Below are 12,106 nucleotides of genomic sequence, written 5' to 3'. Positions count from 1 at the left end.
GGACAAGGATGGACAATGACGACCAACAACCCGATCACCACTTCGTTCGCCCATCACTCCACCGCCATGGACGTGATCCGGGGCGTGGACCTCGTCGGACGCCGGGCGATCGTCACCGGAGGGTCCTCCGGGATCGGTGTGGAGACCGCCCGCGCCCTGGCCAGCGCCGGCGCGGAGGTCACCCTTGCCGTCCGCAACCCGGACGCGGGCCAGCAGGCCGCGAACGACATCACCGGCACCACCGGCAACGACCGCGTCGTGGTCGCCCCGCTCGACCTCGCCGACCAGGGTTCGGTCGCCGACTTCGTGGCCAACTGGGACGGCCCGCTGCACATCCTGGTCAACAACGCCGGCATCATGGCCGCCCCCCTGTCCCGCACCCCACAGGGCTGGGAGATGCAGTTCGCCACCAACCACCTGGGGCACTTCGCACTCGCCACCGGGCTGCGCCCGGCACTCGCGGCAGCCGACGGGGCCAGGATCGCCGCGGTCAGCTCCGCCGCCCACCTGCGCTCACCTGTGGTCTTCGAGGACATCCAGTACGACAGACGCGAGTACGAGCCGTGGCAGGCGTACGGGCAGTCCAAGACGGCCAACGTGCTGTTCGCCGTGGAGGCGACCCGGCGCTGGGCTGACGACGGCATTTTCACCAACTCGCTCATGCCCGGCGCGATCCAGACCAACCTCCAGCGCTACGTGAGCGAGGAGGAGCTGAATCGGATGCGCGCTGGTAACGCGGCGGCCTGGAAGACCGTCGAGCAGGGCGCGGCCACCTCGGTGCTGGTCGCCGCCTCGCCGCTGCTCGACGGTGTGGGCGGGCGCTACTTCGAGGATTGTCAGCAGGCCGCCCCCGCCCAGCCCGGCGGGCGGACGGGCGTCGCCGACTACGCGTTGGACCCGGAGGCCGCCGAGCGGCTCTGGGAGGTCTCGACCGCGCTGCTCAAGGGCTGAGCACCGCGAACGAAAAGGGGCACCCCGGTCGACGACCGGGGCGCCCCTTTCGGCGTTGCGGGTGGCTCAGGCCAAGCCCAGCTCCGACTCGAAGTTGCCGCCCTCCAGCCGCTCCTTGACCGCGGTCAGGAAGCGGGCCGCGTCGGCGCCGTCGATCAGCCGGTGGTCGTAGGACATGGCCAGGTAGACCATCGACCGGACCGCGATGACCTCGCCCAGCTCCGGGTCGTTGACCACGACCGGACGCTTCACCACGGCACCCGTACCGAGCATCGCCGACTGCGGCGACGGCACGATCGGCGTGTCGAAGAGGGCGCCCCGGCTGCCCGTGTTGGTCAGCGTGAAGGTCGCGCCGGCCATCTCGTCCGGGGTGATCTTGTTGTTCCGGGTGCGCTCGGCCAGGTCGGCGATCCGCTTGGCGATGCCACCCATGTTGAGGTCACCGGCGTTGTGGATGACCGGCACGAGCAGCCCGCGCTCGGTGTCCACGGCGATGCCGAGGTGCTCGGCGGCCGGGTAGGTGATCGTGCCGCCGTCCAGGTCCATGCTGGCCTGGATGATCGGGTGGGTCTGCAGCGCCTCGATGGCGGCGAGGGCGAAGAACGGCAGGAAGGACAGCTTCACGCCGTGCTTGGCCAGGAACGAGTCCTTGGCCTGGGCCCGCAGCTTGGCAACCTTGGTGACGTCGACCTCGACGACGGTGGTCAGCTGCGCCGTCTCGTGCAGCGACTGCTGCATCCGCTTGGCGATGGTCGCCCGGATCCTCGGCAGCTTCTCCGTGGTGCCCCGCTTGGCGCTCGGCTGCGGCTTCGCGGCCGGCTTGGCCGGGGGCGCGGCGGCGGCGGGAGCGGCCGCCGGAGCCGGAGCGGCCTTTGCGGCCTTCGCCTTCTCGGCGGCCTCCAGCACGTCCTGCTTGCGGATCCGACCACCAACGCCGGTGCCGTTGAGCGCGGCCAGGTCGACGCCGTGCTCACTGGCCAGCTTGCGCACCAGCGGGGTCACGTACCCGGCGGCCTCCTCGCCGGCACCGGGTGCCGGGGCGGACGGGCGCGGCGGCGTCGGGGTCGACGCGGCGGGCTGCGCGGCCTGCTCGGTCTTCGCCGGCTGCGTCGAGCTCTCGGTCTCCGCGGCGGGCTCGTTGTACGACATGCCGGGGGTCGGCTCCTCGACCTTCGGCTCCGGCTCGGGCTTGGCCTCCGCCTTCGGCTTCGGCTCGGGCTGCGCCGGGGCGGGGGCCGCACCGGCAACGCCGATGATCGCCAGGTCGGCGCCGACCGCGGCGGTCTCGTCCTCGGCGACCTTGATCTCCAGCACGGTGCCGGCGACCGGCGACGGGATCTCGGTGTCCACCTTGTCGGTGGAGACCTCCAGCAGCGGCTCGTCGACCTCGATGGTCTCGCCGACCTGCTTCAGCCAGCGGGTGACCGTACCCTCGGTGACGCTCTCGCCCAGGGCGGGCATCTTCACCGCGGTGCCCTCGCCCGACGAGGCGGCGGCCGGAGCCGGCGCCTCGGCCGGGGCCTCGTCCTGGGCCACCTCGTCGGCGGTGCCCTCGGCGGCGGCCGTCGGCTCGGCGGCCGGCTCGACCGACTCGGCCGGAGCCTGCTCCTGCGGGGCGGCCTCGCCACCGCCGGTCGACTCGCCCTCACCGGCGATGACGGCCAGCTCGCTGCCAACCTCGGCGGTCTCGTCCTCGCCGACCACGATCCGGCTCAGCACGCCCGCCGCGGGCGACGGGATCTCGGTGTCGACCTTGTCGGTCGAGACCTCGAGCAGGGGCTCGTCAACCTCGACGGTGTCGCCCTCCTGCTTGAGCCAGCGCGTGACGGTGCCCTCGGTGACGCTCTCGCCGAGCCGGGGCATGGTGACCGATACCGGCATTTTCTGAGACTCCTTCATTCCCCTGGTGGGATCTTCGCCCGTCGCCGGACGCCGCGGTTTGGATGATCAGGCGTGCGAGTGCAGCGGCTTGCCGGCGAGGGCCAGGTGCGCCTCGCCCAATGCCTCGTTCTGGGTCGGGTGGGCGTGCACGAGCTGGGCGACCTCCGCCGGGTACGCCTCCCAGTTGTAGATGAGCTGCGCCTCACCGATCAGCTCACCGACCCGGGCGCCGATCATGTGCACGCCGACCACCGGACCGTCCTCGACCCGGACCAGCTTCACGAAGCCGGTGGTCTTGAGGATCTGGCTCTTGCCGTTGCCGCCCAGGTTGTAGTTGTACGTCTTGACCTTGTCGGCGCCGTACTGCTCCTTGGCCTTCGCCTCGGTGAGACCCACCGACGCCAGCTCCGGGTCGCAGTAGGTGACGCGCGGGATGCCGACCTCGTCGATCACGGCGGGGGTCTGCCCGGCGATCTCCTCGGCCACGAAGATGCCCTGCTGGAAGCCCCGGTGGGCGAGCTGGAGGCCGGGCACGATGTCGCCGACCGCGTAGACGTTCGGCACGCTGGTGCGCAGCCGCTCGTCGGTCAGCACGTAGCCGCGGTCCATCTTGACGCCCTGCTCCTCGTACCCGAGGTTGGCGGTGTTCGGGCCGCGACCCACGGCGACCAGCAGCACCTCCGCCTCGACGGTCTCGCCGCCCTGGATGGTCAGCTTGACGCCGTTGTCGGTCTTCTCGACCTTCTCGAACGGCTTGCCGACCTTGAAGTTGATCTTCCGCTTGCGGAACGCCCGCTCCAACGCCTTCGACGACTCCTCGTCCTCGGCGGCGACCAGTCGGGGCAGCGCCTCGACGATCGTCACGTCCACGCCGAAGGACTTCCACACGCTGGCGAACTCGACGCCGATCACGCCGCCACCGAGCACGATCACCGACGACGGCACCCGGTCCATGGTGAGCGCGTGGTCGCTGGTGATGATCCGCTCGCCGTCGACCTCCAGGCCGGGCAGGCTCTTCGCGTACGAGCCAGAGGCCAGCACGATGTTGCGGCCGGTGTAGCGCTTGCCGTCCACCTCGACCACGTTCTTGCCGACCAGCTTGCCCTCGCCCGCGACGAAGGTGATGTTCTTCGAGCCGCCCACCAGGCCCTGCAGGCCCTTGTACAGGCGGGAGATCACACCGTCCTTGTACGAGTTGACCCCGGCCATGTCGATGCCGATCAGCTCGGCCTTCACGCCGAACTGCTCCGACTCGCGGGCCTGGTCGGCGATCTCGGCCGCGTGCAGCAGCGCCTTGGTCGGGATGCAGCCGTTGTGCAGGCAGGTGCCGCCGAGCTTGCCCTTCTCGACCAGCGCGACCTTCAGGTCCAACTGGGCGGCGCGGAGCGCGGTCGCGTAGCCGCCGCTGCCACCTCCGAGAATGACAATGTCGAAGGTCGCTTCGTTCGGCTCGCTCACGTCCAACTCCCAGGTCGCGTCGCTGCATCGGGGGGTCACGGGGATGTAACACAGACACACCCCACCTCGGTCATCTTGTCACCACTGGGCACAGGGTGCGTACTGAGGTGCCCAACGACACGTCATCGACACGTACCCTTGGCACCGTTGTCGATGACGCACGGTGGGGGAGAGATCCGGTGGGGTTGTTCCGGCGCCGCAAACAGGCGGCTGTGCCGAGCCGTGACCGTGCCGCCGATCGTGGCGATCTGGACCATCTGGAGAACTTCATCCGGAGTCGGCGCGGCGTCGAGGCGTTCATCGAACCCCGGACGACGGTGACGGAGACCACCGTCATCCTGATCGCCGACGACGGTGAGTGGACCCGCCGGCGCATCGACGGCCCGGACGGAGCCCGCCGCTTCGCGTACCGGATGGGCATCCCGGTGTACGACGTCCGGCTGATGGGCTACCCACAGCGGATGCGCGACTTCAACGAGCGCCGCAAACGTCGCCCCGACCGGCACTGAGACACGTCGAAGGGGCCCCCGGCGTCGACCGGGGGCCCCTCACTTTCCGTTCCGTCAGCCGTTGGCGGCGACGTCCTCGACGAGCTGCACCAGCGTGCGGACCGGAACGCCGGTGCCGCCCTTGGTCCAGTAGCCGGTCGGCTCGCCCGAGTGGTAACCCGGCCCGGCGATGTCGATGTGCGCCCACGCCACGTCGTCGGTTACGAACTCGCGCAGGAACACGCCGCCCTGCAGCATGTGACCGGCCCGGTCCATGCCGGCGTTGACCTGCGAGATGTCCGCCACATCCGACTCCATGCCCTTACGGACGTCGTCGGGCAGCGGCATCGGCCAGGCCGGCTCGCCGACGGAGTCGCCGACCACCTTCACCCGGTCGCACAGCTCCGGGGTGCCCATCACGCCGGCCATCCGCTTGCCCAGCGCGATGACCTGCCCGCCGGTAAGGGTGGAGGTCTCGAACAGGTAGTCGGTGCCGTCCGCGCAGGCGCGGGCGATGGCGTCGCCCAGGATCATCCGGCCCTCGGCGTCGGTGTTGAGCACCTCGACCCGCTTGCCGTTGAACATGGTGATCACGTCGCCCGGCCGGTAGCTGGTGCCCGACGGCATGTTCTCCGCCATCGGCAGGTACCCGCTGACCGCCACCGTCGGCTTCAGGGCGGCGATCGCCAGCATGGCCGCGCCCACCGCGGCGGCGCCCGCCATGTCGGACTTCATCTCCCACATGCCCTGCGCCGGCTTGATCGAGATGCCGCCGGTGTCGAAGGTGATGCCCTTGCCGACCAACGCGACCCGCTTGCCGTTGCCGCCACCCTGCGGGGTGTAGGTCAGCTTCACCAGCCGCGGCGGGGCCTCCGAACCCTGCCCGACCGCGACGATGCCGCCGTACCCGCCGGCGGCCAGCGCCGCCTCGTCCAGCACCTCGACGCCGAGACCCGCCTCGCGCGCCGCGCTGGCGACAGCCTCGGCGAACGACGGCGGACGCAGCTCGTTCGGCGCGGAGTTCACCCAGTCCCGGCTCAGCCGGACCGCGCCCGCCACCGCCTGCGCCCGGGCGACCTCCGCCTGGGCGCCCGCGTCGCCGGCGTCCGGCACCGCGATGAGCACCTCGGCCACCGGCTCGCGCCGGGTCGGCTGGGGCCGGGTCTTGTAGCCGGCGAACCGGTACCCACCCAGCAGCGCGCCCTCGGCGACCGCGCGCAGCTCGGCCGACGCGTCCGCGTCGTCCGGCAGCGGCAGGGCCAGTGCGACAGTGGGTGCGCCGGCCAGGGCCCGGATCGCCACACCGGCGGCCCGGCGAAGCGTCTCCGGGGCCGGGGCGGCACCCGACGGCTCCGGGCCGAGCCCGACTGCGGTGACCAGCGGGGCGGTCACGGTGCCAAGCGTGGCCAGCTTGATGACCTCACCCGGCCCACCCGTCGCGCCGAGCAGCGCGAGGGTCTCGGTCAGCTTGCCGTCGAACGCGGCCGCGATGCTCTCCGCGCCGCTGGCGAGCAGCAGGGTGCCGGCGAGGCCGCTGGTGGCGCCCTGCTCTCCGGTCTGGCTGTGCACGCCGATCACGATCGCGTCGACGGCGAGCTCGGCCGGGTCGGTGTCGACCAGGCTCAGGTTGGTGGTGCGGGGTGAAGTCACTGAAGCTACTCCGGGCGGGCCGGGCCGGTCGCTGCGTCGCGTACCAGCGGTGAAGGTCTCCGGCGGAACCTACCTGCCGGACGTCATGGCTGTCCCGCCGACAGCGCCAGCGGGCTCCCGCCGATGCTAACCAGCGACGTTGCCCCCGGTAAGTTGCCACCCATGACCGACGTGACCTCCGACGCCGCCGCGACCCGGCTGCGCCGTTCCCCGCTGCACGAGCGGCACCTCGCCGCCGGAGCCAAGTTCGCCCCCTTCGGGGGCTGGGAGATGCCGCTGGAGTACGCCGGCGGCGGAGTGCTCAAGGAGCACACCGCGGTGCGTACGGCGGTCGGAGTCTTCGACGTGTCACACCTGGGCAAGGCCCGGGTGAGCGGCCCCGGCGCGGCCGACTTCGTCAACTCCTGCCTCAGCAACGACCTGGGGCGGATCGGCCCGGGCCGGGCGCAGTACACGCTCTGCTGCGACGACGCCACCGGCGGCGTGGTGGACGACATCATCGCCTACCTCTACGCCGACGACCACGTCTTCCTCATCCCGAACGCGGCGAACACCGCCGAGGTGGTGCGCCGGTTGCGCGCCGCCGCGCCCGCCCAGGTGACAGTCACCGACGAGCACGAGGCGTACGCGGTGCTGGCCGTGCAGGGCCCCCGCTCGGCCGAGTTGCTGGCCGCCCTGGACCTGCCCACGGAACACGGCTACATGAGCTTCTCCGCCGCCAGGCTGGCCGGGGTGGAGCTGACTGTCTGCCGTACCGGCTACACGGGTGAGCTGGGCTACGAGCTGGTGGTGCCGGCGGAGCACGCGGTCGCCGTCTGGGACGCGCTCTTCACCGCCGGCGCGGCGTTCGAGCTACGCGCCTGCGGGCTGGCCGCGCGGGACACGCTGCGTACCGAGATGGGTTACCCGCTGCACGGGCAGGACCTCTCCCTGGACATCAGCCCGGTGCAGGCCCGCTCCGGCTGGGCGGTCGGCTGGGACAAGCCGGCCTTCTGGGGCCGCGACGCGCTGCTCGCCGAGAAGGCCGCCGGCCCCCGGCGTACGTTGCGCGGCCTGGTGGCCGTCGACCGGGCCATTCCCCGCCCCGGCATGACCCTGCACGTGGGCGACACCCAGGTCGGCACCGTGACCAGCGGCACCTTTTCCCCGACCCGCAAACAGGGCATCGCGCTGGCCCTGCTGAACACCGACGCCAACCTGACCGACGGCGACGAGGTCGAGATCGACATCCGAGGCCGCCGAGCCCCCCTGAAGCTGACCAAGCCCCCCTTCGTAACCCCCTCAGTGAAGTAACCCCCCAGCCCCACCCCTGGACCTGGTTGATCATGAAGTTATTGCCACGACACGCCGTCGGCGGTGGCAACAACTTCATGATCAACGCGGGTTGGGCGGGCGGGGGCCCGCCGGTGAGCGGCGCGCGGTGGGGTGGGGTCAGGGGGTTGGGGTGGGGGGTTCGCCGGAGTCCAGGACTGCTTGGGTCCAGCCGCCCTCGATGACGCCTGTCGCGTCCAGGACGGCCCAGTCGACCACGTCGGACGCCTCCACGACCACGGGGGCGCCGATGCGGACGCTCTGGTCGGTGTTGGCGTCGCTGGCGCTCACGCCGACGATGCGCTCCGGGGTCTCCCACGAGGTCACGCCCGCCCAGACGTACTCCGGGCCGTCGTCGCCGGGTAGGCCGTACTTCACCACCAGCTGCGACTCGGTGGGGAGTTGACCGGCGACGAACCGGGCCCGCGCGTCACCCAGCGCGGCCCGGGCGGTGGCGACGGCACGACTCATCGCGTCGCCGGAGCGGGCGTAGCGCACGTCCGGCTGGATCCCGGAGAACAGGGTCGCGCAGGCGGCGGCGTAGTAGCGCCCGTCCGGGCCGGAGTGCCCGGCGGGTGGGCGCAGGCTCAGGAACGAGTCGGCCTCCGGGTCGGTCGCCGGATCCAGTTCGAGGCGGAGCAGCACCGGGGCGGTGGCGCCGTGCTGCTCCGGGTTGCCGTACGCCACCGCGATGTCGTGCCCGGTGACAGTGGCCAGCACCGGCAGTTGTACGAACGCCGGCACCTCCTCGCCGGTGAGCCCGTCGGTCCAGTCCCGCAGCAACCGGCGGGCCGCCCCGGTCATCACCGCACCCCAGGCTCGGGTGAGGTGGTCGGGCACCCCCTGGGTCTGCAACTCCAGCAGGCCGAAGCGGCGTAGCCCCTTGGTGGTGAACCACAGGCCCTCGGTGTCCGACGAGTACGGCACCAGGACCCAGTCGACGAGTCGGATGCGGCCCTGCTCGTCGGGGAGGGAACGCAGCGCGGTCGCCGGGTCGAGGAACTGCAGGCCGAAGACGTCCACCACGTCGCTGTCGACGGATTCCGCCACTGCGGCCGCGACCGCCCGGGCGGCCCACTCGTGCGCGGGCGGCCAGCCGGGCCGGTACTCGGCCTGGACGACCACCAGGTGCGTCGCCGCCGCCAGCCGGGCCAACTGCTCCTTGGTGGCACCGAACGCGGTGAGCAGGTCCGGTGGCAGCTCGGGGAACTCGGAGATCGGCCGGGTGTCGACGCTCATCAGCGGGCTGTCGAGCATCTGCCGGGCCAGCCCGTGCACAGGCTCGGCCAGCCGGCCGGTCAGGGCCGCCACCGCGGTCTTCGCACTGACCTTCGGTAGCCCCGCCATCGGCACCAGGTAGGTCGCGCTGAGCGACTCCGGCACCGGTACGGGCAGGAAGTCGTCCGTGATGAGCATTGTGGGATCCCCCGGTGGCCGCGCCGGTGTTGTCGAGCCGAACGCTACCCGGCCCGCCGGGCCCGGTTCAGCCGGACAGCACCAGACCCAGGTAGACCAGCGTGGTGACCACCTCGACGGTCGCGCCGAGGACGTCGCCGGTGATCCCGCCGAGCCGGCGTACCACGTGATTGAGCAGCGGAAGCGCGATGGCGATCGCGGCGACGACGGCCAGCGGCCCCTGCCACGGTCGGCCCGGCACCGCGGGCACCGCCAGCAACACGACGGCGATCGCACCGGCGGCCAGTGCCACCGGGCCGACCGTGCCGGCGACCAGCGCGCCCAGCCCGTCGGGTCGGGCCGCCGGCACGCCCCGCCGGCAGGCCACTGTGACACCGAACCGCCCGGCCGCGGTCGCCGCCACCACCGCCGCGAGTCCCGCCGGCCAGGACCGACCCGCCAGGTCGGCGAGCGCCGCCGCCTGCACCAGGAGTACGACCACCAGGGCGACCACCCCGAACGGGCCGACGTCCGGCTTCTTCATGATCTCCAGGGCGGCCGCGCCCCGCCGGTACGAGCCGAGCGCGTCCACGGTGTCGGCCAGCCCGTCCAGGTGCAGCCCTCGGGTGAGCAGCGCCGCGACGCCGACCGTCACGCCCGCCGCCACCAGCGGGGGAGCGAGCGCGCCGGCCAGCAGCAGCACACCGGCCAGCAGGACGCCGAGCAGCGCGCCGACCACCGGGGCGAGCGCCATCGCCGTGCCGGCGACCGGGCGGTCGATGCGCCCGGCCCGCACCGGCAGCGTGGTGAACGTGGTGACCGCCAGCCGGGCTCCCGCGAGGAGCCGTGGCTCAGCCGGCACGCCAGCCCGACGCCGGCTGCTCGTCCGCCCCGGTGCTGGCCGGGCCCGGCCCGGCCGGCTCCGGCTCGCCGAAATCGGGCTCAGTGGAGTCGGGCTCGGTGGAGTCGGGTTCGGTGAGATCCGGGGCCGCGTAGGTGGGCTCCGGCTCGTCCGCGTAGGTGGGCTCCGGCTCGTCGGCGGCCGGGTCGGTGTCGTCGGCGCCGCCCAGCGACGGATGCACCGGCAACGCGGCGGAGAGCGCCAGCACCGAGCGCAGCAGCGGCAGCGCGACCAGCGCGTTCGCGCCCTCGCCGAGATCCAGCCGCAGGTCGAGCAGCGGGGTGAGGCCCAGCACGTCGGCGGCGAGCCGCACGGCCGGGTGCCCGCCGTGGTCGGCCAGCAGACACCAGTGCCGGGCCTGCCCGGCCAGATCACGACTCACCATGCCGGCGGCCAACCCGACCGGCCCGTCGAGCAGCACCGGCACCCGGCGGGCGGTGGCACCGAGCAGCACACCGGTGGCCACTGCCACGTCGCCGCCGCCCAACTCGGCGAGGATGTCCTTGGCGCCGCGGGACGAGCGTCGGGTGCGGTGCAGCGCGTCGCGGACCGCCGCGCAACGGACCATCCACGCGGCGTCGTCGATCTCGCCGGATTCGGTGATCACCCGGCCCAGCACGGCGGGCGGCTCCGCGCCGGCGGTCGCCGCGAGCACCGCCGCGGCCGCCGCCTCGGTGCCGGCTCCGCACGCCCCGAGCACCAGCAGCTGTACGCCGGCGTCGGCGGCCTGTTCGGCCAACCGCCAGCCGTAGCGCAGCGCGGATTCCACCTGCTCCGGCGCGAGGGCCGGCTCGTCCTCGATCGGCGCGGCGGCCGGGGTGTCCACCACCTGCAGGCTGGCGCCGCTCTCGGCGGCCAGCCGTGCCAACGCGCCGCGGCCGGCGCGGGCCTGCGCGGCGCGGCGCGCCGACTCACCGGCCACGGTGCCAGCCGACGCCCCGCCGGCGTGGTCGCCGTGCAGCAGCAGCACTCGCACCGAGCCCCAGGCGGCGGGGGTCGAGGTGCCCTGGGTGGCGGCGGCGAAGCCCACCACCCGGTCCAGTACGCCCAGCCCGGCGCCCGGTACGTCGAGCGTGGCCAGCCGATCCACCGCCTGCGGGCCCGCGTACTCGTCGGGCATCGGCAGCTCCATGCCGGGCTGGATGACCAGCCCGGTGGACACCATCGGCAGCGCCATTGTCGGTGCGGCCCACGCGTTGCCCGGCTCCTGGGTCGGGGCGGCCGGCGGCGTGTGGGTCAGCACGTCGGGCAGCTGCACCTCGGGGGTCGGCTCGGTGTCGGCCAGGCTCGCCACGACCGAAGCGGTGGCGGCGGCCGTCGGGGCGGTCGCGGGAGCTGCCAGCTCGGTAGCGGTGGCGGGAGCTGTCGGCTCGGTCGCGGTCGCGACCGGCTTGAGCCAGACCGGCTGACCGGCGACGACCAGCACCACCGCGTCGCAGGCGTCGGCGACCGCACGGTTGGCCGCGCCCAGAGCGTCGGTGAAGGCTCGGCCCAGCGGCGTGGTCGGCACCAGCGACAGCCCCACCTCGGGGCTCACCAGCACCACCCGGGCGGCGCATCCGCGGATCGCCTCGGCCAGCTCGGCGATGGTCGCCACATCGTCGGCGGGTTGGTGGTCCGGGTCGAGCAGCACCGTCACCCAACCGCCCAGGTCGTCGACGAGCACCGTCTCGTTGGGCTCGGCGGACGAGAGCACGTCGGCCAGCCGGCGCGGATCCTCGGTGGTCTCCTCGGTGGTCCAACTGCCCGGCCGCCGGGCGCGGTGCGCCGCCAGCCGGGTCGCCCACTCGGTGTCCTCCGGGTCGCCCTCGGGCGCGGTGGCGACGTAGCGGACCACCGGCGCGTCGGTGACCAGGGACTCGGCGAACTCGGACTTGCCGGACCGGATACCGCCGAGCACCAGGACCGTGTTCCACCCGTCTACGGACATGCCCGTACCTTAAGGCCGCCCGGGGTTGCGGTGCCTGCCGGCCCGGTGCTCCCGGTCGTTCAGTCGCAGTGTTCGAACCCGCTGCCGTAACTGACTCCGCCGGTGGAGCCGCCCCACTTGACGCACGTCCCGGCGGCGGTG

General features: G+C 72.9%; 9 protein-coding genes. 3 read left to right on the top strand and 6 right to left on the bottom strand.

Features of this window, described 5'->3' with window-relative positions:
* Positions 1-15 precede the first annotated feature (15 nt).
* Complete coding sequence (locus ABZU74_RS15205) at positions 16-951, top strand: SDR family NAD(P)-dependent oxidoreductase (protein ID WP_355423298.1); 936 nt, start codon at positions 16-18, stop codon at positions 949-951.
* A 66-nt stretch (positions 952-1,017) separates the two neighbouring features.
* Here ABZU74_RS15205 and sucB read toward each other — a convergent pair whose 3' ends face one another.
* Both sucB and lpdA read right to left on the bottom strand, forming a co-directional pair.
* A complete protein-coding gene (gene sucB, locus ABZU74_RS15200) occupies positions 1,018-2,832 on the bottom strand; it encodes a 2-oxoglutarate dehydrogenase, E2 component, dihydrolipoamide succinyltransferase (RefSeq protein ID WP_355423296.1) in 1,815 nt (604 codons plus the stop codon).
* A 66-nt stretch (positions 2,833-2,898) separates the two neighbouring features.
* On the bottom strand, positions 2,899-4,329 hold the full coding sequence (gene lpdA / locus ABZU74_RS15195) for a dihydrolipoyl dehydrogenase (RefSeq protein ID WP_355423293.1): 1,431 nt from the start codon (positions 4,327-4,329) through the stop codon (positions 2,899-2,901).
* A 140-nt stretch (positions 4,330-4,469) separates the two neighbouring features.
* Here lpdA and ABZU74_RS15190 point away from each other — a divergent pair, with 140 nt between their 5' ends.
* The gene (locus tag ABZU74_RS15190) at positions 4,470-4,799 is read left to right on the top strand and encodes a hypothetical protein (protein ID WP_355423290.1); all 330 of its coding nucleotides are present in this window, start codon (positions 4,470-4,472) and stop codon (positions 4,797-4,799) included.
* Positions 4,800-4,853: 54 nt separating this feature from the next.
* Here the strand turns inward: ABZU74_RS15190 and ABZU74_RS15185 are convergent, their stop codons facing one another.
* Positions 4,854-6,428 (bottom strand): leucyl aminopeptidase, encoded by a 1,575-nt coding sequence (locus ABZU74_RS15185; RefSeq protein WP_355423287.1) that lies wholly within the window; start codon positions 6,426-6,428, stop codon positions 4,854-4,856.
* 162 nt (positions 6,429-6,590) lie between these two features.
* On the opposite strand from ABZU74_RS15185, the gene gcvT reads away from it, so the two are divergent.
* Positions 6,591-7,721, top strand: a complete 1,131-nt coding sequence (gene gcvT / locus ABZU74_RS15180) for a glycine cleavage system aminomethyltransferase GcvT (RefSeq protein WP_355423285.1) — start codon at positions 6,591-6,593, stop codon at positions 7,719-7,721.
* Positions 7,722-7,859: 138 nt separating this feature from the next.
* On the opposite strand, the gene ABZU74_RS15175 is transcribed toward gcvT, so the two are convergent.
* From ABZU74_RS15175 to ABZU74_RS15165, 3 genes are all read right to left on the bottom strand, one after another.
* Positions 7,860-9,155, bottom strand: coding sequence for a DUF2314 domain-containing protein (locus ABZU74_RS15175; RefSeq protein ID WP_355423282.1), 1,296 nt, complete (start codon positions 9,153-9,155; stop codon positions 7,860-7,862).
* A 67-nt stretch (positions 9,156-9,222) separates the two neighbouring features.
* Entirely contained in the window at positions 9,223-9,996 is a 774-nt protein-coding gene (locus tag ABZU74_RS15170) for an adenosylcobinamide-GDP ribazoletransferase (RefSeq protein WP_355423279.1), read from the bottom strand.
* Complete coding sequence (locus tag ABZU74_RS15165) at positions 9,986-11,965, bottom strand: bifunctional adenosylcobinamide kinase/adenosylcobinamide-phosphate guanylyltransferase (RefSeq protein WP_355423276.1); 1,980 nt, start codon at positions 11,963-11,965, stop codon at positions 9,986-9,988. Before ABZU74_RS15165 ends, ABZU74_RS15170 begins: the two co-directional genes overlap by 11 nt.
* Positions 11,966-12,106: the final 141 nt, after the last annotated feature.

Source organism: Micromonospora sp. NPDC005171 (assembly GCF_040608575.1).
GTDB lineage: Bacteria > Actinomycetota > Actinomycetes > Mycobacteriales > Micromonosporaceae > Micromonospora.
The sequence above is the reverse complement of the archived record's forward strand: the minus strand, read 5'-3'. Positions and strand labels throughout refer to the sequence as shown.